The sequence below is a fragment of the Nitratireductor sp. L15S-10 genome (genome assembly GCF_045011005.1).
GTDB lineage: Bacteria > Pseudomonadota > Alphaproteobacteria > Rhizobiales > Rhizobiaceae > Nitratireductor.
Window position 1 is genome coordinate 2,756,077 of the sequence record NZ_CP120674.1, and the last position, 23,153, is coordinate 2,779,229.

Annotated in this window: 22 protein-coding genes and 1 tRNA gene; 16 read left to right on the forward strand and 7 right to left on the reverse strand. The window is 59.4% G+C overall.

Annotated elements, in window-relative coordinates; translation table 11 throughout:
• Positions 1-12: 12 nt before the first annotated feature.
• The 3 genes from P2W41_RS13235 to P2W41_RS13245 all read right to left on the reverse strand — a co-directional run bounded on the left by P2W41_RS13235 (position 13) and on the right by P2W41_RS13245 (position 2,221).
• Positions 13-462 carry a c-type cytochrome gene (locus P2W41_RS13235; RefSeq protein ID WP_404933375.1) on the reverse strand — a complete coding sequence of 150 codons (450 nt, stop codon included), beginning with the start codon at positions 460-462 and terminating at the stop codon, positions 13-15.
• Between the two features lie 178 nt (positions 463-640).
• Entirely contained in the window at positions 641-1,240 is a 600-nt protein-coding gene (locus P2W41_RS13240; RefSeq protein ID WP_404933376.1) for a superoxide dismutase, read from the reverse strand.
• Positions 1,241-1,342: 102 nt separating this feature from the next.
• On the reverse strand, positions 1,343-2,221 hold the full coding sequence (locus P2W41_RS13245; protein WP_404933377.1) for a branched-chain amino acid aminotransferase: 879 nt from the start codon (positions 2,219-2,221) through the stop codon (positions 1,343-1,345).
• Positions 2,222-2,416: 195 nt separating this feature from the next.
• Between P2W41_RS13245 and P2W41_RS13250 the strand changes: the two genes are divergently transcribed.
• Together P2W41_RS13250 and P2W41_RS13255 are read left to right on the forward strand one after the other, a co-directional pair.
• On the forward strand, positions 2,417-3,073 hold the full coding sequence (locus tag P2W41_RS13250; RefSeq protein WP_292899937.1) for a haloacid dehalogenase type II: 657 nt from the start codon (positions 2,417-2,419) through the stop codon (positions 3,071-3,073).
• A gap of 242 nt (positions 3,074-3,315) precedes the next feature.
• A complete protein-coding gene (locus P2W41_RS13255; protein ID WP_292899935.1) occupies positions 3,316-4,062 on the forward strand; it encodes a L,D-transpeptidase in 747 nt (248 codons plus the stop codon).
• A 41-nt stretch (positions 4,063-4,103) separates the two neighbouring features.
• On the opposite strand, the gene P2W41_RS13260 is transcribed toward P2W41_RS13255, so the two are convergent.
• Positions 4,104-5,663, reverse strand: coding sequence for a helicase HerA-like C-terminal domain-containing protein (locus tag P2W41_RS13260; RefSeq protein ID WP_404933378.1), 1,560 nt, complete (start codon positions 5,661-5,663; stop codon positions 4,104-4,106).
• 258 nt (positions 5,664-5,921) lie between these two features.
• On the opposite strand from P2W41_RS13260, the gene P2W41_RS13265 reads away from it, so the two are divergent.
• From P2W41_RS13265 to P2W41_RS13285, 5 genes are all read left to right on the forward strand, one after another.
• Positions 5,922-7,367, forward strand: coding sequence for a methylmalonyl-CoA mutase family protein (locus P2W41_RS13265; RefSeq protein WP_292900087.1), 1,446 nt, complete (start codon positions 5,922-5,924; stop codon positions 7,365-7,367).
• The gene (gene scpA / locus P2W41_RS13270; protein WP_404933379.1) at positions 7,364-9,490 is read left to right on the forward strand and encodes a methylmalonyl-CoA mutase; all 2,127 of its coding nucleotides are present in this window, start codon (positions 7,364-7,366) and stop codon (positions 9,488-9,490) included. Before P2W41_RS13265 ends, scpA begins: the two co-directional genes overlap by 4 nt.
• Positions 9,491-9,555: 65 nt before the next feature.
• Positions 9,556-9,777 carry an AbrB/MazE/SpoVT family DNA-binding domain-containing protein gene (locus P2W41_RS13275; RefSeq protein ID WP_404933380.1) on the forward strand — a complete coding sequence of 74 codons (222 nt, stop codon included), beginning with the start codon at positions 9,556-9,558 and terminating at the stop codon, positions 9,775-9,777.
• A complete protein-coding gene (locus P2W41_RS13280; protein WP_404933381.1) occupies positions 9,774-10,157 on the forward strand; it encodes a type II toxin-antitoxin system death-on-curing family toxin in 384 nt (127 codons plus the stop codon). Before P2W41_RS13275 ends, P2W41_RS13280 begins: the two co-directional genes overlap by 4 nt.
• Positions 10,158-10,211: 54 nt before the next feature.
• Positions 10,212-11,579, forward strand: coding sequence for a TIGR03808 family TAT-translocated repetitive protein (locus tag P2W41_RS13285; protein WP_404933382.1), 1,368 nt, complete (start codon positions 10,212-10,214; stop codon positions 11,577-11,579).
• Here P2W41_RS13285 and P2W41_RS13290 read toward each other — a convergent pair.
• Positions 11,576-12,589 carry an asparaginase gene (locus tag P2W41_RS13290; protein WP_404933383.1) on the reverse strand — a complete coding sequence of 338 codons (1,014 nt, stop codon included), beginning with the start codon at positions 12,587-12,589 and terminating at the stop codon, positions 11,576-11,578. The genes P2W41_RS13285 and P2W41_RS13290 overlap by 4 nt on opposite strands.
• Positions 12,590-12,651: 62 nt before the next feature.
• Here P2W41_RS13290 and P2W41_RS13295 point away from each other — a divergent pair, with 62 nt between their 5' ends.
• Positions 12,652-13,431: a DUF3750 domain-containing protein gene (locus tag P2W41_RS13295; RefSeq protein WP_404933384.1), complete on the forward strand. Its 780-nt coding sequence runs from the start codon at positions 12,652-12,654 to the stop codon at positions 13,429-13,431.
• Here the strand turns inward: P2W41_RS13295 and P2W41_RS13300 are convergent.
• Positions 13,424-14,590 carry an acetyl-CoA acetyltransferase gene (locus tag P2W41_RS13300; protein WP_404933385.1) on the reverse strand — a complete coding sequence of 389 codons (1,167 nt, stop codon included), beginning with the start codon at positions 14,588-14,590 and terminating at the stop codon, positions 13,424-13,426. The genes P2W41_RS13295 and P2W41_RS13300 overlap by 8 nt on opposite strands.
• A 90-nt stretch (positions 14,591-14,680) precedes the next feature.
• Between P2W41_RS13300 and P2W41_RS13305 the strand changes: the two genes are divergently transcribed.
• The 7 genes from P2W41_RS13305 (at position 14,681) to P2W41_RS13335 (ending at position 20,809) form a co-directional block, all read left to right on the forward strand.
• Complete coding sequence (locus P2W41_RS13305; protein WP_404933386.1) at positions 14,681-14,992, forward strand: hypothetical protein; 312 nt, start codon at positions 14,681-14,683, stop codon at positions 14,990-14,992.
• Positions 14,993-15,241: 249 nt separating this feature from the next.
• Entirely contained in the window at positions 15,242-15,865 is a 624-nt protein-coding gene (locus P2W41_RS13310; RefSeq protein WP_292899920.1) for a hypothetical protein, read from the forward strand.
• Between the two features lie 75 nt (positions 15,866-15,940).
• Complete coding sequence (betI, locus tag P2W41_RS13315; protein ID WP_292899919.1) at positions 15,941-16,543, forward strand: transcriptional regulator BetI; 603 nt, start codon at positions 15,941-15,943, stop codon at positions 16,541-16,543.
• Positions 16,536-18,188 (forward strand): choline dehydrogenase, encoded by a 1,653-nt coding sequence (betA, locus tag P2W41_RS13320; protein WP_404933387.1) that lies wholly within the window; start codon positions 16,536-16,538, stop codon positions 18,186-18,188. The genes betI and betA overlap by 8 nt, the downstream gene beginning before the upstream one ends.
• Positions 18,189-18,266: 78 nt before the next feature.
• The gene (gene betB, locus P2W41_RS13325; protein WP_404933388.1) at positions 18,267-19,730 is read left to right on the forward strand and encodes a betaine-aldehyde dehydrogenase; all 1,464 of its coding nucleotides are present in this window, start codon (positions 18,267-18,269) and stop codon (positions 19,728-19,730) included.
• 57 nt (positions 19,731-19,787) lie between these two features.
• A tRNA-Pro gene (locus P2W41_RS13330) sits at positions 19,788-19,864 on the forward strand.
• A 420-nt stretch (positions 19,865-20,284) separates the two neighbouring features.
• Complete coding sequence (locus P2W41_RS13335) at positions 20,285-20,809, forward strand: hypothetical protein (protein ID WP_404933389.1); 525 nt, start codon at positions 20,285-20,287, stop codon at positions 20,807-20,809.
• 26 nt (positions 20,810-20,835) lie between these two features.
• Here the strand turns inward: P2W41_RS13335 and P2W41_RS13340 are convergent, their stop codons facing one another.
• Positions 20,836-21,594 (reverse strand): GGDEF domain-containing protein, encoded by a 759-nt coding sequence (locus tag P2W41_RS13340; RefSeq protein ID WP_292899911.1) that lies wholly within the window; start codon positions 21,592-21,594, stop codon positions 20,836-20,838.
• A 321-nt stretch (positions 21,595-21,915) separates the two neighbouring features.
• On the opposite strand from P2W41_RS13340, the gene P2W41_RS13345 reads away from it, so the two are divergent.
• A complete protein-coding gene (locus tag P2W41_RS13345) occupies positions 21,916-23,004 on the forward strand; it encodes a diguanylate cyclase (protein WP_404933390.1) in 1,089 nt (362 codons plus the stop codon).
• The last annotated feature ends 149 nt before the right edge of the window (positions 23,005-23,153 follow it).

Here is a 23,153-nt window from a genome sequence, read left to right on the forward strand (position 1 = left end):
GAAGACCCCGGATCAGTTGTTCTGCACGCGGAATTTTTCGTGGCAGCTCTTGCAGTTTCCGAAAACCGGTCCGATCGCGGCCTGAAACGTCGCTAGATCAGCGGGTCCGTCTTTGCCGGACGCTTCAGCAGCAGCCGCCGTGTCAGTCATGTATTTGTCGAGTGCGGCCTGAAAGGCCTCGGGATCATCCCATATAGCGGGGGCTGCCGTCGTGTCGCCATCACCCGAACCTTCGGGGAAGAACTCACCGAATGATTTCGCGCTCGCGCTCAAGGTAAGGATAGCGGCCTTGGCAATCGCGGGATTGTACTCCAGCTCCCCTTTTAGCATCGCGCCCGCCAGGCCCGCGGAGGCAGCGTTCGCCTGCATGATCGTCTTGCGAACGGCAATGGGATCATCAGCAGCGGCGACGCCCGAGATCGATAAACAAAGAGCTGAAACGGCAAGCGCAATTTTCTTCATGAGAACCCTCCGATGATTTGTTCGAACAATACCCCGATCAACGCCTGTGACCCGCATTTATTCCAGAACGCGCGCTCACGGTTTCGTGAAGGCCTTTCCGAATCAAAAAAAGGCCCGGCATCGACCGGGCCTTTCGTACAGTCCGAAACTGTATTGATTGTGAAATCGCAAAACGCTGTTACGACGCCTGTTCGTAAAGCTCCAGTACGTAATCCCAGTTGATCAGGCTGTCGACGAACGCCTCGAGATATTTAGGACGGGCATTGCGATAATCGATGTAATAGGAGTGCTCCCACACATCGACACCCAGAATCGGCTTGGCGTCATGAATGAGCGGATTCTCACCATTCGGGGTCTTCATGATCTCAAGCTTGCCGTTCTTGACGGCGAGCCATGCCCAGCCTGAACCGAACTGCGTGGTGCCGGCGTTGATGAAGTCGGCGCGGAACTTGTCATAGCCGCCGAGATCGCTGTCGATCGCTTTGGCAATGGCACCCGGAAGACTTGTGCCGCCGCCGCCCTTTTTCATCCATTTCCAGAAATGGACATGGTTGTAGTGCTGGGCAGCGTTATTGAAGAGCCCGGCATTCTTGCCATGGGACTGCTTGACGACCTCTTCGAGGGAAAGGCCGTCCATGCCTGCTTCTGCCGCAAGCTTGTTACCATTGTCGACATAGGCCTTGTGGTGCTTGTCGTGGTGGTATTCCAGCGTCTCCTTCGACATGAAGGGCTGCAGCGCCTCGTAATCATAAGGCAGATCCGGCAGTTCAAAAGCCATGGTGGTAAACTCCCTCGTACAGGTGGTTGAATTCTGCAGGACGCAGATGGGGTTGCGCCTCTGGTGAGACAATACCCATCGCTCCCGATTGTTCCCGGTGTATCAGACGGGCGACCCGGAATGGGCCCACTCCCAATAGAGCTCACGCGCCTTTTTGGCCACAGGTCCAGCCTGATAATTCTGGTCTTCGACCTTGCTGACGGGGACGATCTTTGAATGATTTCCCGAAGAAAATACTTCGTCCGCGTCGAGGAAATCCTTCACCGAAAGTGTCTTCTCGACCACCTCGACGCCCGCGTCCCGCAGAAGCATGATCACGCGGCTACGGGTAATACCTGAAAGGAAAGTACCATTCGGCGCTGGTGTGAAGACCACACCGTCTTTCACCATGAAAATATTGGAGCTGCCAGTTTCGGCCACGTTGCCAAGCATGTCCAGTACCAGTGCGTTGTCATAGCCGCGGCTGCGCGCTTCCATGATTGCCCGACCATTGTTGGGATAAAGGCACCCGGCCTTTGCATTGGTCGGCGCCGTTTCGAAGGTCGGCCGGCGGAACGGGGAGACGGTCACCGAAAATCCCGTCGGTTCCAGCATTGGTGCTTCATAAAGACAAAGGCAGAAGCGGCTTGAATCCGGGTCGGCGGGAACACCCATATAGCCACCATGTTCGCCCCAGTACATGGGCCGGATATAAACGGCCGTTTTGCCGTCGAACTTCTTCAGACCATCCTTGGCCAGTCCGATGATCTCATCGGCCGAAACCTTGGGTGTGAGGCCAAGATTGGCAGCCGACGCGTTGACGCGTTTGGCGTGGAGATCAAGATCGGGGGCGACATTCTCAAACCAGCGGGCGCCATCGAACACGGTCGAGCCCAGCCACATGGCATGACTGCGCGGGCCGATGAGCGGTACGTTTCCCTCATGCCAATCGCCGTCAACATAGGTCCAGGTCGTCGATTGGACTTCGCTCACCACGGTCATGCTGTGTTTCCCTTCCTGTGCTTCTTTGCGTATCCCGGCAGAGATGCAAATTCTTCAGTTCCTTGTGCCATGCATCGAAATGGCTTTATCGGATTTCGTCAATCGTCTCGGCATCGCTATCGATGAGGCCAGAGGGCGTTTCTTGACCGCCGTTTGCAGGTGCGGTCAAGTGGACGACACAAACAGGGAGTTTTCATGCGGCACGCAGCTTTCGTCTTCGATGCATATGGTACGCTGTTCGATGTGCATGCGGCTGTGCGCCGTCATGCCGGCGAGATCGGGCCCGAAGGACAGCGTTTTTCGGAATTATGGCGGGCAAAGCAGCTTGAATATTCCTGGGTATTCACACTCATGGGCCAGTATCAGGATTTCTGGACCATGACAGAGCGGGCGCTCGATTATGCGTTTGCAAAGATTCCCTCGATCGATCGGCGACTGCGGCAGGACCTGCTCGACGCCTACTGGCAACTGGATTGCTACGAGGAAGTGCCGGCGGTGCTTAAGGCGCTCAAGGCAGGTGGGGCACGGCTCGCCATTCTGTCAAACGGGTCCCCTGCCATGCTCGAATCGGCCATCCGTTCGTCAGCCCTCGATTCCGTTCTGGATGAAGTCTTCTCGGTGGAGTCCGTTCGCCGCTTCAAGACCGACCAAAGCGTTTACGAGATGGTGACCAACGCCTGGCGGCTTTACCCGGAAACCGTATCTTTTCAATCCTCCAACCGTTGGGATATCGCCGGAGCGCGGCAATTCGGGTTTCGCACCGTTTGGCTCAACCGAACCGACCAGCCCGACGAATATGAAGACTTCCCGCCCGATCTCATCCTTCCTTCACTGGAGGGGCTTGTTGCTTAGCGAGTGTGCCGCGCCCGAGACCTCTTGATTATGATGCATCTATAACACACTTGCCCGATAACTCGTGTGGGTGCGGCATTTTTCACCTTCAAGTCAAGTTTACTCGGTCTATCAAGCACACTCCGATATGTTTTCGGAACCTAGGGAGGGAAGCTTGGGGTTATCCCCAAAAGGGAGGCGATGCATCCGAAAGGGTTGTCGCACTCACCGGTCCTGACGAAACGCGAGTATACGAAGAAACCATGTCCAATTCCCCCATTGCCGCACGATCTCTCAACCGGCGCCGCTTTTTGTCCATAAGCGCCGCTGGCGCCGCGTCACTTGGCCTTTCCGCATGTGTCAGCACCTCTGGCGATACGCCCAGCGTGGCGCCGCGGCGCGAACCCGAGCCAGGGCCGACGCAGTACAGCTCCATGTATGGAGCGGTTACGGATGCCGGATACGACATTCCCGCAGTTCCGATCGACAAGATCAATCCGCGCTATTATCGCCAGGAAGTCGCTGACCCGACGGGTGAGCGTCCCGGCACCATTGTGGTCGATACGGCCAATCATTTTCTCTATCTCGTTCGCGAGCGTGGTCGTGCCATGCGCTACGGCGTCGGCCTTGGCCGCGCCGGGTTCGAGTGGGCAGGCCGCGCGGAGATCAAGTACAAACAGCAGTGGCCGCGCTGGTTCCCGCCGGCAGAAATGATCGACCGTCGTCCCGAGCTGGAAAAATACCGCGCGGAATATGACAAGGCCAACGATAAATGGGTCGGCGGCATGCAGCCGGGCGTTGCCAATCCGCTCGGAGCCCGCGCGCTTTATATCTTTGAGAACGGCAAGGATACGCTCTACCGCGTTCACGGTTCTCCGGAATGGTGGACCATCGGCAAATCGGTCTCCTCAGGTTGCGTGCGAATGATCAACCAGGATGTGATTGATCTCTACAACCGCGTCCCGGACGGTTCGCCGATCCTCGTCACCTCCGGCCTTCGCAGCGTCTAGACCTGCGTTTCTGTCAGGATCAGAAATTCAAAGGGGCGCCATCAGCGCCCCTTTTTCAAACTCCCCAGAATGCCGCGCACCAATGCCCGGCCGAGCGACGTCCCCACCGAACGCACCACGGATTTGAGCGCAGCCTCACTGACCGACTGACGGTTGGATGTGCGCCGCCTTGTGGTGGTCTTGCGTTTTGTGGTGGTTGTGGTGCCACTGCCGCCGAAATCGGGAAGCGACCAGCGAGAGCGCTCTTCCGCCGCGCCTGCCTCTTCTGCCTTTTGCGCCTCGGCTTCGGCCTTGGCCTTGTCCTCCGCCTTCTTCTGCAGAATCTCGAATGCTGATTCGCGGTCGATGCTCTCGTCATACTGACCGAACACTGGACTTGCCTTCAGCAGCCTGTCGCGTTCCACGTCTGTGATTGGTCCCAGTCTGGACGCCGGTGGGCGAATGAGCGTCCGCTGCACCATCGCCGGAACGCCTTTTGCTTCCAGCGTGGACACCAGCGCCTCGCCCACACCGAGCTTGGTGATAGCCTCGAAACAGTCAAATTCCGGGTTTGGCCTGAATGTGTCGGCTGCCGTCTTCACCGCCTTCTGCTCGCGCGGCGTATAGGCGCGCAATGCATGCTGAATGCGGTTGCCAAGCTGGCTCAGCACGGTTTCGGGCACGTCCAGAGGGTTCTGCGTCACGAAATAAACGCCAACCCCCTTGGATCGAATGAGCCGCACGACCTGCTCCACGCGGTCGACCAGGATCTTCGGCGCTTCATCGAAAAGCAGATGCGCCTCATCGAAGAAAAAGACGAGCCGCGGCCGGTCCGGATCGCCGACTTCCGGCAATTCCTCAAACAGCTCTGACAACAGCCATAGCAGGAAGGTGGCATAAAGGCGCGGGTTCATCATCAGCTTGTCGGCGGCCAGCACGTTGATGGCGCCGCGACCATCCGGCGTGGTGCGCATGATGTCGCTGATCTTCAATGCCGGCTCGCCGAAGAAGAAGTTCGCGCCCTGCTGTTCCAGCACCAGCAATGTCCGCTGGATTGCCCCCACCGACTGTTTCGACACATTGCCGTAACGCGCGCCGATTTCGTCGGCGCGGTCTGCCACGTGAACGAGAAGCGCCTGCAGATCCTTCATGTCCAGAAGCAGAAGACCTTCCTCGTCTGCGATCCGGAAAGCGATGTTCAAGACGCCTTCCTGCGCATCGGTCAAATTCATCAACCGTGACAGAAGCAGAGGCCCCATCTCCGAAATCGTCGTGCGGATCGGGTGTCCCTTCTCCCCGAAAAGGTCCCAGAAAATTACGGGAAACTCCTGAAACTCATATGGGTCGAGTTTGATTGTTTCGGCACGCTTGGTCAGGAAATCCTTTTCCTCACCCATCATGGCGATGCCGGAAAGGTCTCCCTTCACATCGGCGCAGAAGACCGGAACGCCGGCGTTTGAGAACCCTTCCGTCAAGATCTGAAGGGTGACCGTCTTGCCGGTGCCGGTCGCGCCGGTGACGAGGCCATGCCGGTTGGCATATCTGAGCAGTAGGCGTTCGGCCTGCTGGTAGCTGTCGTCGGGATGCCGGCTGGCCCCCAGAAAGATGCTGTCTTCCGCCATTTGCACTCCGCCTCGCTTGCCGGTCCCGCTGAATTCTGTGGTTCCCCGGTATAGTCAGCCTCGCGGAAAGTCTCAATGTCGTTGTGCGTGAAGTAAAGCGCGGCTTTCCTGCAACGCTAGCCGGCTATTCGGCCTATTGTGCATTGCGGCGTCTCCTATGGCGTCCTAAACTTGCCTTGCAATGACAGGTTGGTTGCCCTTGAGGTCTGATGCCCATTCGAGCGGGCAGAGTTCCGGGCCAACGGCGAATCGGGAGGCATGATGGATCGCGCGATCCTGAAAAAAGTGAAATTTCCTCAGATCGACCAGGAGCGCTGGCGCGATCTCGTGATCGAATCCCTGGAAGGCGAAGCCGGTCCCGAGGCACTTTCGTGGCAAACGGATGACAATATTTCCATGCGCGCGCTCTATGAGCGCATGCAGGACGCGAAGCCGCTCGCCCGTGGACGCGACAAGTCCGGCTGGGCAGCAGTCCAGCGCATGGACGACCCCGATCCGGTTCGCGCGAACCGCCAGGCAAAGGAAGACATCGCCCAGGGCGCGACAGGCCTCGCCCTCGTCTTTGAAGGCGCGCCCAACGCATTCGGCTACGGTCTTCCAGCCACGCCCGAAGCGGTTGCCAAAGCGCTCGAAGGCATAGACCTTCAGGGGCTCTACCTGCGCATGGACGCCAATCCCAGCAGCCGCGCCATCGTCGACTGGCTGACCCAGATCTTCACCGAGCGCCGCATCAACCCGGCCGCCATGACGCTTTCCTTCGGCATTTCACCTGCGGCCACCTTTGCCGGCACCGGCAAACTGCGCATGTCGATCGAGGCGCTTGAAGCATCCATGCCGCAGTCCTTTGCGGGCTTCTTCGCCATGGACCTGCCCGGCATCCTGCTTGAGGGCGATGGCCGCGTGTTCCACAATGCGGGCGCCTCCGAGGCTCAGGAGCTCGGCATCATGCTGGCCTCCGCCGTCTCGCATCTGCGCATGTTCGAGCAGGCGCGCCAGCCGCTCGTCTATGCCGCACCGCATATCGGGTTTTCTCTCTGTGTCGATCAGGATCAGTTCCTGTCGATCGCCAAGATAAGGGCGCTGCGCCGCCTTTGGGCGCGGGTCCAGGAGACCTGCTCCATCGAACCCTCGCTCGCCACGATCCACGCCGAAACCTCCTACCGGATGATGACGGCGAAGGATCCGGAAACCAACACGCTGCGCACCACCATCGCTGCGTTTGCGGCGGCTGTCGGCGGTGCCGATTCGCTGTCGGTCCTGCCGCACACCATCGTTCACGGTCTGCCGGACGAAGATGCAAGGCGGCTTGCCCGCAACACGCAGCTCATTCTGTCCGGCGAAAGCCATCTCGACCTCATAATCGATCCGGCCGCCGGTGCCGGCGGCATGGAAACGCTCACTGCCGCCCTGTGCGAAAAGGCGTGGGACGAATTCCGCCGTATCGAGAGTGAAGGCGGCGTGCTGCGCAGCCTGATGAACGGCCATATTCAGGAACGTGTTTTGGAAATGCGTGAGCGCCGTGAGCAACGCATCAACGACGGCAAGAAACCCATTGTCGGCACCACGATCTACCCGGCAGCCGAAGAGCGCCCGGTGAAGACGCTGAAGGCTCAGTCGCCCGACTTCTCGGGAGAAACAGCTGCGGTGCGTTGTCAGCCGCTTCTCGCCCAGCGTCTCGATGAGACCGGAGGAGGCATCGCATGATCCCGGATTTCGCCAGCATCGACTGGTCGGATCCGGAAACCTCGCCTCTTCCCTCTGAGGCACCGCCCGCGGCAACGCCCGAGGGCATCGAGATCAAGTCCTTCTATTCTGAAGATGATGTGAGGGGACTGCGCTTTCTGGATACCTATCCGGGCGCCGCACCCTTCATTCGCGGCCCCTACCCCACCATGTATGCGCGCCGGCCCTGGACGATCCGCCAATATGCAGGTTTTTCCACGGCGGAAGAATCCAACGCCTTCTACCGGCGCAACCTTGCCGCCGGGCAAAAAGGCCTTTCCGTCGCCTTCGACCTCGCCACCCATCGCGGCTATGACAGCGACCACCCGCGGGTTGCCGGCGATGTGGGCATGGCAGGCGTCGCCATCGATTCCATTCTCGACATGCGCCAGCTTTTCGACGGCATCCCGCTCGATAAAATGAGCGTATCGATGACCATGAATGGCGCGGTCCTGCCCATCATGGCGCTTTATATCGTCGCGGCAGAAGAACAGGGTGTAGCGCAGAAAAATCTCTCGGGCACCATTCAGAACGACATTCTGAAGGAGTTCATGGTCCGCAACACCTATATCTACCCGCCCAAACCATCGATGCGGATCATTTCGGACATTTTCTCCTATACGGCGGAGAAAATGCCCAAGTTCAACTCGATCTCGATTTCCGGCTACCACATGCAGGAAGCCGGCGCGACGGCGGATCTGGAGCTTGCCTACACGATCGCCGACGGCATCGAATATGCGCGTGCCGGCATCGCCGCCGGCCTCGACATCGACCGTTTCGCGCCGCGCCTCTCCTTCTTCTGGGCCATCGGCATGAATTTCTTCATGGAAGTGGCCAAGATGCGCGCCGCACGACTTTTGTGGGCGACGCTTCTCCAGAAGAACTTTGCGCCGAAGAACGAGCGTTCACTCTCCCTGCGCACCCATTGCCAGACCTCCGGCTGGTCACTGACGGCGCAGGATCCCTATAACAACATCGTGCGCACCATGGTCGAGGCCATGGCCGCCACCCAGGGTCACACCCAGTCGCTGCACACCAATGCCTTCGATGAGGCGCTGGCGCTGCCGACCGACCATTCCGCGCGCATTGCCCGCAACACGCAGCTTGTCCTGCAGCTTGAATCCGGCACCACCCGCATGATCGACCCATGGGGCGGCTCCCATTTCGTCGAACGCCTCACCCACGACCTCGCCCATCGTGCGCTCAAACACATCGAAGAGGTGGAAAGCCTCGGCGGCATGGCTGCGGCCATCGAAAAGGGCGTGCCGAAAATGCGCATAGAGGAAGCTGCAGCCCGCACCCAGGCGCGCATCGATTCAGGCGAACAGACAGTGGTCGGCGTCAACCGCTTCCAGCCCGAGCGCGACACCGAGGTCGACGTTTTAAAGGTCGACAATGCCGAGGTCCGCGCCCGCCAGCTCGCGAAACTGCAGCAGCTCAAGGGCACCCGCGACGTGGCCGAGACAGAAAGCGCGCTTGAAGCCCTCACGCGCGCAGCCGCAGAAGACGGAAACCTGCTCGAATTCGCCGTGCGCGCCGCCCGGGCCAACGCGACAGTAGGCGAGATCTCCTCTGCTCTTGAAAAGGCCTTTGGCCGTCATGTCGCCGAGATCCGAACGATTTCCGGTGTCTACCGCAAGGAGGTAGGCGACCTGTCCTCGTTCGAGCGCGCACAGCAGAAAGTGGAAAAGTTCCGCAAGAAGTCCGGAGCCGCTCCCCGCATCCTGATCGCCAAGATCGGTCAGGACGGGCATGATCGCGGCCAGAAGGTCATTGCCACCGCCTTTGGCGATCTCGGGTTCGACGTCACGGTCGGCGCGATGTTCCAGACACCTGAGGAAGTGGCCGAGCTTGCCATCGCCAACGACGTCCAGATCGTCGGCGCCTCGTCGCTTGCAGCCGGTCACCTGACCCTCATTCCCGAGCTGAGGCAGGCGCTTGAAAAGCGCGGCCATGGCGACATTCTTCTCGTCGCCGGCGGCGTCATTCCACCCGACGATTTCGAAGCGGTGCGCGAGGCGGGTGCAGCCGAAATCTTCCCGCCCGGAACGGTCATTCCCGAAGCCGCCGAAAAACTGCTCGACCGACTGCTGAAAGCAGGCTGACGCACTGATCTTGAAATGGACGGCGCCATGTTATACCTTAAGTTATAACACACGGAGCCAAAGCCATGAACGTGACCATTCGCAAGATCGGCAATTCGGAAGGTGTCATCCTGCCGAAGGAGGTGCTTGAGCGGAAAGGCTTGAAATCGGGAGACCAACTGGTGCTCACGGAGACCGACAATGGCGTGTCTCTCGCCGCAGCCGACGATCAGTTCGAACGTCAGATGGAAGCGGCGCGGCAGTTCATGGAACGATACAAGGTCGCGTTGCAAAAGCTAGCCGAATGAGTTGGACATTCCTCTCCCGGCTTGCCGTGGAAGCGATGCATGAAGAGCAATTGCGCAGGCACGGCGGCGCGCGCGGCGTCCGCGATGAAAATGCCCTTGAATCCGCTCTCGCAAGAGCAGAGAACAAGGCCCTGTATGAAACGCCGGACGCGCTCGCCGCCGCCTACGCATTCGGTCTTGCACGAAACCACGCCTTTGTGGATGGCAACAAGCGCACGGCAATCGTTGCAGCGGGTACGTTTCTCCTGCTTCACGGCTACCGCATGACTGCCAATGACGGATTGCTATACACTTTCGTGATGGACCTCGCCGCCGGCGAGATCGACGAAGAAGGCGCCGCCCGTTTTTTCCGCGACCATACCGTCCCGCTCGAAGCCTGATCCTGCGGCACAAAACCTGCATTCTACAGCGGGCAAAGTCGGAGTTGTACCAATATGAACCGCCGCCGCCTGTTGAAAGCCACTGCAGGATTTGCCGTTCTCGGTCTTGCGATGCCGCGCACAGCCTTTGCTGAAGCCGCACTGCGACGCGCTGCAACGGGTGCCGCAAACGCAGCCGAATTCGGCCTCACACCCAACGCAGCCCAGAACCAGACTGCAGCCCTCCAGGACCTGCTTGAACGGGCAAGCGCGGACTCCATTCCCATATTCCTGCCACCGGGCCGCTACCGTCTCTCCGACCTCGCGCTTCCCCGGCAAACCCGTCTTTTCGGCGTTCCGGGAGCCACGCATCTGGAGCAGGATAACCTTGGATCGATGTTCACTGCGCGAGACAGTCACCATCTCGCGCTTTCCGGTCTCGCATTCGATGGCAGGCTCATGCCGCCTTCCGGTTCAGGCGGCGGCCTGCTCGACATTGAAGATACCCGCCACATTGCCATCGAGGACTGTGTCTTCGCCAACAGCGGCGGCAATGGCCTCTCGCTCCGCCGCACACAGGGCAGCGTCCGCGATTGCGCCATCACCGGCGTAACCGACTACGCGCTCTACGCACTGGATTCGGGTGGCCTTGATGTCATTGAAAACACCGTCACCGATTGCGGCAATGGCGGCATTCTGATCCACCGCAGCGCCCCAGGCGCGGATGGCAGCCGTGTTTCTGGAAACCGCATCAGCCGCATCCGCGCCGACAGGGGCGGCACCGGCCAGTACGGCAATGGCATCAACGCCTACCGCGCTGACAATCTCCGTGTGTCGGACAATGAAATTGCCGACTGCGCCTTTTCCGCCATACGCGGCAACAGCGCCGGCAATCTCCAGATATCCGGCAACACCTGCCTGCGCTCGGGCGAAACCGCGCTTTACGCGGAATTCGCCTTTCAGGGTGCCGTTCTCAGCGGCAATCTGGTGGATGGTGCCGCCCACGGCATCTCCATGGCCAATTTCGACAAGGGTGGACGGCTCTGCGCCTGCACCGGCAACATCATCCGCAACTTGTCAGAAAATGGCCCCTATCCCTCACCCATGGCCGGTTTCGGCATCGGCATCAATGTCGAGGCCGACAGCACGGTCACCGGCAACATCATCGAAAACGCACCGCTTGCCGGCATCCGCATGGGCTGGGGCCCCTTCCTGCGCAATGTCACGGCTTCGGGCAACGTCATCCGCAAGGCGAAAACCGGCATCATCGTTTCCGTGGTCGAAGGTTCAGGCGCAGCCGTCATTTCCGGCAATGTCTTCGAGGAAACCCCCAATGGCGCAGTGGTCGGCCATCGCTGGGCAGAGCCCGCCACCGGCGATCTTCTGAAGTCCGGCAGCGAGACCATTTCGCATCTGACGCTTGCGGGCAACCGCTCAAGTTAATCCGCGCGCACGACCAGCGCTTCCGAGGGCCGCAGAGACCCCACCTCGAACCCGCGCCGATTGGTGAGAACTGGTCGGGCCATCTCACGCAGCGTCTCGGCCAATGCATCACCATCCAGAAGCTGAGCCAACACTTCGGCGACCATCACTTCTGCGGCCCGTGTCGTGCCGTCATCGCATTTGAGCGCGATGCCGAGCCCCTTCTCGGGAACAGCTGCGCAAAACACGCCTTCGGCCCCCGTCTTGGTGAAGATGCGTCCCTTGCCTGCTTCCATCATGCGCGTATCGGCCCGCCCGCTGCCTGCCACATAAAATGGCTCCGCCATACAGGCTGCGAAAATGCGCTTTGCGGCTTTCGCCCGGTCCGGCGCGAACCCGGTCCCCGTCGCCATCCGCGCAAACCCCTGTGCAAGCGCCTTCAACGGCACCGCATAAGTGGGTATGGAACAGCCATCCGTGCCGCACTGATCGCTCTCATGCGCCGCGCCCGTCACCTCCTCCATGGCCGCCTTCACGGCTTCCTGTGCCGGGTGCCCAAACGCCACGTAACCACGCGGGTCATGGCCGAGATGCGCACAGGTACACAGAAAACCCGCGTGTTTTCCCGAACAATTGTTATGCGCCGCCGTCGGCTCCGCGAGATCGCGCGCCTGCTCGATCAGCACATTTTGCTCTGATGACCAATGTGCCCCGCATTCGAAGGCATCGCTTCCAAGCCCTGCTCGCTCAAGCATGGCAACCGCCAGCGCCGCGTGTTCGGGCTCGCCCGAATGCGACGAACAGGCAAGCGCGATCTCTCGATTGCCGAAGCCGAACGCATCCGCCGCCCCACTTTCCACAAATGGCAGCGCCTGAATGGCTTTCACGGCAGAACGCGGGAAGACGGGTCGGTCAATGTCGCCAAGGCTCATCAATTTTCCGCCATCCGCATCGAACACGGCGATCGCGCCCCGATGCCCGCTCTCGACAAGGTTACCGCGCAGCACTTCGACCAGAACCGGGTTGCCCATGTTTTCACCGTAATTTGCGGGATTCACTTTCAAATCAAGCCAACCGCAATAGACTGGCCCTCATGCGTTTTTTCAAGCGGACTTTGCTGTTTATCACTCTTGTCTTCATTCTGCCTGCCACCGCGTCGCTAGCCTGGTGGGCGGTGCAGGAGCGGCCGGTCTCGTGGCGCAGCGCAGATTGGTCCGCAAGCGGCGTTCTCCCACAAGCAACCGACGATCCACGAGCTGCAATCTATGTCATGGCCGCGCGCACCGGCGGCATGAAGGGCGCCCTGTCCGTCCATAGCTGGCTCGTGCTCAAACGCGCTGACGCATCATCCTATGATCGCTATGACAAGGTCGGCTGGGGCAGCCCCGTGCGCCGCAACGCCTACCCGGCAGACGGGCGCTGGTATTCCAACACACCTTATGTCGTGGCTGCCATCAAGGGAGAAGAAGCCGAGCGGCTCATGCCGCAGGTGGAAGCAGCCATCGCCAGCTATCCCTTCTCGCAGCGCGGTGACTACGGGATTTGGCCCGGACCGAATTCAAATTCCTTCACCGCGCATGTGTTGCGCAACGTGCCTGATCTCGACATCGCCCTGCCACCAACCGCTGTCGGGCGCGATTATCGTCCGGGCCTGCTGGCGTTCGATCACACGCCCGACTGGAGCGACATCCATGTTTCGCTCGGCGGGCTGGCCGGCCTTGCCGCCGGCCTGCGCTCCGGTGTCGAGCTGCATTTTCTCGGGCTGGTCGCAGGCCTCGATCTGCGCCGCCCGGCGCTAAAGGTGCCGGGCTTTGGCCGCGTCGATCTATGGCCGTCCGCAACGGCGAGCGAAAAGCCTTCGCCCGCTACTTGATCCGTTCAAGGATCGACACGTAGTTGGCGACCGCGGCGCCTCCCATGTTGAAGATGCCGCCCAGCTTCGCGTCGGGGATCTGGATGCCGCCGGCCTCGCCGGTGAGCTGCATCGCCGTCAGCGCATGCATGGAAACGCCGGTCGCACCGATCGGATGCCCCTTGGCCTTCAGCCCGCCTGAGGGGTTCACCGGCAGCCGCCCGTTCTTCTCGGTCTGACCTTCGAGCGCGATCTTGCCGCCCTCGCCCGGCTTTGCCAGCCCCATCGCCTCATATTCGATCAGTTCGGCAATGGTGAAACAGTCATGGGTCTCCACGAAAGAGAGATCGTCCAGCGTCACGCCCGCGCTTTTCAACGCGCGCTTCCAGGCTTCCTCACACCCCTCGAATTTGAGGATGTCGCGCTTGGACATGGGCAGAAAGTCCTGCACATGTTCGTTTGCCCTGAGCGCAACCGCGCGGCGCATCGAAAGTGCGGTCTGCGTATCCGTCAACACGATCGCAGCCGCTCCATCCGAAACGAGCGAACAGTCGGTGCGTTTCAGCGGACCGGCCACATAGGGATTGCGCTCGCTCTCCTGCCGGCAGAAGTCGAAACCCAGATCCTTGCGCATCTGCGCAAACGGGTTCTCGACACCGTTTTTGTGGTTCTTGGCCGCAAGCGTCGCCAGCGCATCCGACTGGTCGCCATATTTCTGGAAATAGGCATCGGCGATTTTTCCGAAAACGCCTGCGAAACCGCCCGGAATCTCGCCATCTTCCGGTAAATAGGACGCTTTCAGCAGGTTTTCTGCAATTTGCGGACCGGGTGTTTTTGTCATCTGCTCCGCGCCCACCACGAGCACGATGCGGGCGTCGCGCGCAGCGATGGAGCGAGCGCCCTGCCGCACAGCGGCAGAGCCGGTCGCGCAGGCGTTTTCCACCCGCGTGGCCGGTTTGAAACGCAGCCGGTCATCGGCCTGCAGCACGAGGCTGGCGGTAAAATCCTGCGGTGAGAAACCGGCGTTGAAGTGGCCGAGCACGATCTCGTCCACATCCTCGGGCCCAATGCCGGCATGGTCCAGCGCCTCGCGCGCCACCTGAACGATCAGCCCTTCAAGCGTGTCATCCGTCAGCTTGCCGAACTTCGAATGGGCCCAGCCCACAATGCATGCGGTCATCTCGTCTCTCCCGGAGGGCGGCATTTTATGCCGCAGATTAGAGCAAACATGTGAGCGGCACCATAAATCCGCCGACGACTTTGTTCAAGCATGAACTATTTTCCGCAAAGCCCCTGTTCGCTGACTGATGTTCCTTACTCGAGCGATTGCGGGATCGTCTCCCAGTCTGAAATCTGGGTTGTGACGTTAACCATGCTCAGTTGGCGAAGCTCTACGGCAATGCACCAGCGCCAAGAAACCGCGTATACAAGGCAGACCCTGCATTTGCCGGGGCATCTGAGTTCTATTTCAGAGTACCAGAACTTCACGAACATGATGCGTTTGCGTCCCTTCACCCGACTGACCATCGAATTGTTCAAAGGCGTTCGACAACCACATGCGCTTGGCTGCTCTATGCACTGAGTTTTACATCTTCTGCAAAATCCATAGGTTGCAGCGTGTTACTCCCGCCATTGAAGCAGAGCTTGTGGATACAGTGGAAGACTTTGACTGGGCGTTGGAATTGTTAAATTCTCAGGTGCCTAAGCTGAACCCGAGTAGCAGCTGCAAAAAGCTGAGCCCAAAAATGACTGACCCCGGGAGCATGCTTTTCAGCAGAGGCCGACCCGGGGTATACGCTAGTGGATATAGCACGTTTTTTATGAAGGGCAAGTGAACGACTTGAGAACGGCGGCAATAAATCAATCTCTTCAACGCACCATTTCCCGCGCGCGTCTAGGCAAATATCTTGTTGCGACTGATGAAAATCTCGACGCCGCTATCGGCCTTTACGAACGAAACACGCGTCTTTCAGAAGCACTTTACACCACATTGCAGGGGCTCGAAATATGCCTTCGCAATTCGATCGACTATGAAATGTCTGCTGTTTACGGTTGCGATTGGCTCACAAATGGAAAGCCTCCACTCCAGCAAGATGCCCACATGGCGATTCAGGATGCAATTGCAAAATTGGGTAACCCCAAGCAGGGTGACATTGTTGCCGAACTGAAGTTTTCGTTCTGGGTTGGCTTACTTGCCCAACGCTACGATGCCAGTCTTTGGCGAAATGCCCTGCACAAGGGCTTTAAGGCCAAGACGGGTAAGAAGCGAAAGGATGTCCACGGTCGTATGAATGCGCTTCGCCGGTTCCGCAACCGAGTTGCCCACCATGAACCAATTTTTGGGAGCGCCCTACAAATGCACGCGGAGGCGCTAGAGGCGATTGAATGGATGTGTCTCGACACTCATGCCTGGGTATCGGCATGTAGCCGGTTCAACGAAGTCTACAATTCCTGAGTTTCAACCCAAAACACCACCGATAAATTGAGAAATTTTCTTGATTGACTAGTCAATCAATAATAAATGATACCCATGCCCAAGATCGGAATGGAACCCATACGCCGCCGCGCCCTCATCGATGCGGCCATCAGCGCCATTGGTGAGCGCGGTGCGCTCAACGTCACCATGTCAGACATTGCCGGCCGCGCCGGCGTCTCGACCGCCCTTGCCCATCATTATTTCGGCGGCAAGGATGATCTTCTGTTCGCCACGATGCGCCACATCCTGGCGCAGCTTGGCGAGGAAGTCCGCCCTGCCATCGCGCCCCTTTCCGGTCCAGAGCGGGTCCGCACGATCATCGCGGTGAACCTGTCGCCCGAACAGTTCCGGCCCGAGATCATCGCCGCATGGCTCGCCTTCTATGTGGAGGCCCGGCGCGATGCCGCACTCGGCCGCCTCTTCCGCATCTATGTGCGCCGCCTGCACAGCGACCTGATGAGCGGGCTTTCTCATCTTCCCCGCGCAAGCGCCATCCGAATCGCGCACGGCATCGCCGCCCTCATCGACGGTCTTTATCTGCGCCGCGCGCTTGGCGAGGGCGTCGAGGATTCGGCCACTGCCATCGTCCTTGTCGAAGACTATCTCGACATGGCGCTTGCCTCGCATCCGTTCCATGGGAGCCTGCCCCATGCATGAGGCCGATTTCGTCATCATCGGGTCCGGATCCGCCGGTGCCGCGCTCGCCTACCGCCTTTCCGAAGACGGGAAAAACTCCGTTATCGTAATCGAATATGGTGGCAGCGATTTCGGCCCCTTCATCCAGATGCCCGCCGCCCTCTCCTTCCCCATGAACATGTCGCGCTATGACTGGGGCTTTGAGAGCGAGCCCGAACCGCACCTGGGCGGACGCGTGCTCGCCACGCCGCGCGGCAAGGTGGTCGGCGGTTCCTCCTCCATCAACGGCATGGTCTATGTGCGCGGCCATGCGCGCGACTTCGACCACTGGGCCAATGAGGGTGCGACCGGCTGGGCCTATGCGGACGTCCTTCCCTATTTCATGCGCATGGAGACGATGGCCGATGGCGAACCCGGCTGGCGCGGCACGGAAGGCCCGCTCCATGTCCGCAAGGGACCACGCGACAACCCGCTCTTTTCAGCCTTCATCGAAGCCGGCCGCCAGGCGGGCTTCGAGACCACGAAAGATTACAACGGATCAAAACAGGAAGGTTTTGGCGCGCTTCAGCAGACCATTCACAAGGGCCGGCGCTGGTCCACCGCCAATGCCTATCTGAAGCCAGCGCTCAAACGAAAGAATGTGAGTCTCGTCAATGGCTTCGCCCGGCGCATTGTCATGGAGAATCAACGTGCCGTCGGGGTCGAGATCGAAGTTCATAAAAAGATTCATGTCGTTAAAGCACGACGTGAGGTCATCGTCGCAGCTTCCTCGATCAATTCGCCAAAACTCCTGATGCTGTCGGGCATCGGCCCGGCAGAGCATCTGCGAGACAATGGGATCGATGTGGTGGCGGATCGCCCCGGTGTCGGTTCCAATCTGCAGGACCATCTGGAACTCTATATCCAGCAGGAATCACTTCAGCCGATTACGCTCTACTCAAAGCTCAATCTCCTTTCCAAAGCGTTGATAGGCGCGCAATGGCTGTTCCTGAAATCGGGGCTTGGCACCTCAAACCAGTTCGAAGCCGGTGCCTTCGTGCGCTCTGCTGCCGGGGTCGACTATCCCGACATCCAGTTCCACTTCCTGCCCGTCGCCATCCGCTATGACGGCAAGGCAGCAGCGAAGTGTCATGGTTTCCAGGCCCATGTCGGGCCGATGCGGTCGAAGTCGCGCGGCACGGTCCGCCTTAGATCGGGCGATGCGTGGGAGAAACCGGAAATCCGGTTCAATTACATGTCCCATCCGGACGATTGGCGCGATTTCCGTCACTGCATTCGCATCACCCGCGAGATCTTCTCGCAGAACGCCTTCACCCCCTATCGCGGCCGCGAGATCGCGCCGGGCGAGGCTGTTCAGAACGATGACGACCTTGACGCCTTTATCCGCGAACACGCCGAAAGCGCCTATCACCCCTGCGGCACCTGCCGCATGGGAGCGGCAAACGACGCCATGAGCGTGGTGGATGCCGAATGCCGGGTAATCGGGGTCGAAGGTCTACGGGTCGCAGATTCGTCGATTTTCCCTCGTATCACCAATGGCAATCTGAACGGCCCGTCGATCATGGTCGGCGAAAAGGCTGCCGACCATATCCTTGGTCTCACCCCACTCAGCCCGTCCAATCAGGAGCCCTGGATCAACCCGCGCTGGCGGGAGGCGGACCGATAGAAAACCCACGCGGAAAATTGAATGGATCGGGACCGCGTTTTCATGAAACGATGCCCCGTTCCGGAAGCTGGAGAATTCATGCGCGCGCAGCCCAAAGCATCGCACTACATCAATGGCCGACATGTCGAGGACGAACAGGGCGAGGTGATAGAGGTCGTCTATCCCGCCACCGGCGAGATCATCGCCCGCGTCCATTCGGCTACGCCTAACATTGTCGAGCTCGCCATCGAGGCGGCGCGCGCTGCCCAGCCCGCATGGGCGAAGCTGAAGCCGGTCGAGCGCGGCCGCATCCTGCGCCGGGCGGCAGATCTTCTGCTTGAGCACAATGAGGAGCTTGCCAGGCTCGAAACGCTGAACACTGGTAAGGCATTGCAGGAAACGCTTGTCGCCGACGCGCCCTCCGCTGCCGAGGCGCTCGAATTCTTCGGCGGGGCGGTCGCCACCTTCAATGGCGAGCAGGTCGAGCTTGGCGGGTCTTTCGGTTATACGCGCCGCGAGCCGCTCGGGGTCTGTATCGGTATCGGCGCTTGGAATTATCCGATCCAGATCGCCGGCTGGAAATCCGGTCCTGCGCTGGCCATGGGCAATGCGGTGGTGTTCAAGCCCTCCGAGGTGACCCCGCTTTCAGCCCTAAGACTGGCAGAAATCTTCACCGAGGCCGGCCTGCCCGACGGCCTCTTCAATGTGGTTCAGGGGCTGGGCGATGTCGGCGCCGCGCTTGTTTCCCATCCAGAAGTCGCCAAGGTCTCGCTCACTGGTTCCGTCGAGACCGGCAAAAAGGTTCAGGCGCTTGCCGGCGGCGAGATGAAACCGGCGACGATGGAGCTCGGCGGCAAGTCGCCGCTGATCGTATTCGATGATGCCGATCTGGAAAACGCCATTGGCGGCGCCATGCTCGGCAATTTCTATTCGACGGGCCAGATCTGCTCCAACGGAACCCGCGTCTTCGTCCAGAAAGACATCCATGAACGCTTCCTGTCACGCCTCACCGAGCGTACCAGCGCCATTCGTCTGGGCGATCCACTCGATCCCGAAACCCATCTTGGTCCGCTCGTCAGCAAGGCGCAGTATGACAAGGTACGGCGCTATATCGAGATCGGCCGCGAGGACGGCGCGACCCTGCATCACGGCGGCGGCACGCCACGGCTTCAGGGCCTCGAAGACGGTTTTTATGTCGAGCCGACCATCTTCACGAACGTCACCGATCGGATGCGCATTGCCCGTGAGGAGATTTTCGGTCCGGTCATGAGCGTTTTGACCTTCGACGACGAGGATGAGGTGGTCGAGCGCGCCAATGACACACCTTTCGGACTGGCAGCCGGCGTCTTCACAAAGGATCTCGCCCGCGCCCACCGTGTGATCGGGGCGCTCAAGGCTGGAACCTGCTGGATCAACACCTACAATCTGACACCAGTCGAACTTCCCTTCGGCGGCGTGAAGCAGTCCGGCTTCGGGCGCGAGAATGCCATGGCGGCACTCACCCATTATTCACAGGTCAAATCCGTCTATGTGGAAATGGGAAACGTTGAAAGCCCATATTGATGACGGTTTGATCTTGCGCAGTCGAGAGACGGCGGCTATAAGCCCGCCGTCTGGTCACGGAGTGTAGCGCAGCCTGGTAGCGCACCTCGTTCGGGACGAGGGGGTCGCAGGTTCAAATCCTGCCACTCCGACCAGTTTTCCCGCAAAAGCGAAATTTCGTTGCGCTGCCCTCATGGGATGCTGAAGGTACATGTCAGCATTCCTCGTTTGCGCCATTGTCGTCAGGCCGTGCAGCGCTAGTTCTTCCGCTATGGATAGATATGAGATCACCGCGCGGACTATGTTTGCAGCATTGGAACGCGGAAACTGGAAGGCGCAACCTCCGTCTGTACGAGCGGAATGGCTGGCCAAGGCGCGTGCGCTGCTTGCCAGTGTCGAAGCTGGCAACTGGCCTTCGCGAGACGGCAGTGGCCGGTAACGCCAGGCTGGTAGATGCGGTGCGCCTTATCAGCCCGTTCCATTTCTTAACACGACGTTAAGAGCGTGCGTTTAGGCTCGCCATTCAACCTGACACGACATTATCCGAGGGGATCATGCGCACTCTTCTGACTTCAATGTCCGTCGTCGTCCCGCTGCTCTGCTCAGCTGTGCCTACTGCGCTTGCCGAGGGCACACTTCTTACTGTCAGCGGTGCCATCGGCAAAACCAACCGGGAAGCGTTCGATCCTTTTTTCGATGGCTTTCTCAAGTTTCACGACAAGACCTTCGAAAAGGCCTACTCATTCGACTGGGAGGCCCTTGCAGCTCTTCCGCAAAAATCCGTCACGGTGAATGCAGATACCGAAGACTGGCCACGCCCACTGACGATGGAAGGCCCGCTTTTGAAGGATGTACTCACCACAGCCGGTGCGGCTGGTGATACGGCCACGCTCTATGCACTTGATGGCTTCGGTCTGGAGATGAGCGCGGAAAAAATGGCGTCGCGTGAATGGGTTCTTGCCATGAAGGTCGGGGGAGAGCCGCTCGGGATCGGCGGGCTCGGGCCCCTTTGGCTTGTTTATGACACGAGCGGCCGAAAGGCACCCGAAGAGGAAGAGCGCAGCTGGGTCTGGTCGGTCTTTCACATCGAGATAGAGTAGATCCTTCAGTACGGATCGGGAGCAGGCTACGCGACGATCTCGTGCGGTGCATGATGCATGACACGGTCACGGCCATTCTGTTTCGCCTTGTAGAGCATCGCATCGGCCTCCTTGATAACCTCGTCCAGAGACTGCAAGGGGCCATGAACTGCAATACCGATGCTGACGGTCGTGGAGATTCCCTCGACGCTGGTGCCGCAACCGACAAGGCGGCAGGTAATCGCAATGCGCTCGCAAATCGCGCGAGCAAGCGGCAGATCGGCGCCCGGCATGAAAACCGCGAACTCCTCCCCGCCAATGCGGGCGCAGACATCGTTTGCGCGGACGCTCTGCCGGATGGCTTCGGCAATCAGGACAAGAACGCGGTCGCCCTCTGCGTGGCCGAAACGGTCGTTGATGCGCTTGAAATGATCCACATCGATAATCAGGACGGCGCCCGCCGATGAGGCTGTCGAGCTGATCGTTTCACCGGCAATCCGCATGAAATCCCGCCGGTTGCGCAAACCTGTCAGAAAATCCGTGGTAGCTGCCATGTCCAGCTCCGCAGCCAGTTTGGCAACCATCGCCGTCTTGCGCAGAAAGATGTAGGAGATGGGATAGGCGATCACGATCGTGATGAACGCGGTCAGCATCAGATCAAGCAAAAGGCGGTCTGAAAAGAAGATGGAGTAGAAGACGAAGGTAAGCGCTTCGGCAGCCACAACGGAAAAGAGCGTGACAAAGCAGGCCTGCTGCCAGATCCGCAGTTTGTAAAATCTGTCAAACGCCGACTGAAACCAGCTCATCCCACCGTCCCATTTGCCGCATAGGATTAGCTCGATCTCGTAAAGATGATGTTACCTTACGGAAGGTGCCATCTACCGGCGATGCATTCTTCTGAAAACGGAACAGAATGCCGGGATTTTATTGTAATTTCTCCACCTTATCAGTCATACTGCGAAGCAGATGAAGTAACAGGGGTTATGCTTCCTGAAGAAGCATGGGGTTTCTGTCGGAATTCGAGAAGAATCCGCCTTTGACCCTCCGCCTGGAAATAATTGTTTTCAAGGCCCTGGACTGGCTTGTCGCGTCCCAGCAATGATAAGGCATCTGCGGAGATTGACCTTATGGATATGCTTTCTCTGGCGTCCGAATTCCTGCAAGGCCTGGGTGTTGCTGTTATCGCAGCGCTTCTTTATGAACGCGCCGCCCGGCTACCCCTGACATCATTGCAGCGCCATCTTCTTGTATCTGTTTTGTTTTCGTTGGGCGCAACAGGCCCTGTCTTCTTCTCCGCCGCGTCCTCGTCCGGCCTCTCCTTTGACATTGGCAATGTCTTTGTCGTTCTTGCAATGACCTATGGTGGCTGGATCACGTTAACCGCCACCGCTCTGGTGGCGATCCTCGGTCGTCTGTGGCTTGGCGGAACCGCGGTGGCAAGCGGTGTGCTGGCGGTGTTGATCTGCAGCGTTATCAGTGTCGCCTTTGCCCAGATGGTGAAGGGACGCCGTGTATCGATGCCGGCGCTGGTCGGCGTCGGGCTTCTTACATCGGTCACATTGATCCCGGTTTTCCTCTTGCCCAGGGAAATCGCCATGAAGGCCTTGGGAGAAGTCGCGCCTGTTGCTATTGTCGCCAATGTAATCGCCGCGGTGGTCATTGGCCGCATTCTCGAATTGCAGCGCTCGCATGTCGGCCCGCAGCGCTTGAAGGAGGCACCATTGGGAACCACGGATACCACGACCGGACTATTGAACAGACGGGTTTTCGACAAGCTGGGGCCGGAACTTGCAGCCGCCATGAACTGGGCGGGTCAGCCCTACTCCATGGCCCTGATCGATATCGACGCGTTTGACCAGGTGGTCGAAGCCCATGGTCATGCGGCCGGCGAGCAGACATTGCGCCATGTGGCCTCAGTCGTTCAGTCCGCCGTTCGGCAGACTGACATGGTGGCGAGCTTCGGCGGCCAGGCCATTGCGCTTGTTCTGCCGGCCTACGATGCTGAACGCGCCCTCGGGCTCGCTGAGCGCATCCAGAAAGCGGTTGCCGAGACGCCATTTCATCTGGACGGCATCGAGATTGAGCTGACCGTCAGTGTGGGGCTGCACACGCCACTTCCTCGCAAGGAAAGTTTCTGGATTGCACTGGGGCAGGCCGACACGGCGCTCAACCGTGCCAAATCCACCGGACGTAACCGGCTGGAAGTGGCCGTCTGAAACTGAAGATCTTTCCGCGCACGGGAGATGCCTTCTGCCTCTAATCTGGGCAGAGTGCCTGCCTGCGCGCCATCATATCCTCAAAACACTTTGCACACAGCCAGACACAGCTCGGCCAACCCTATGAAAATCCGTCCAAAAACGGAGCG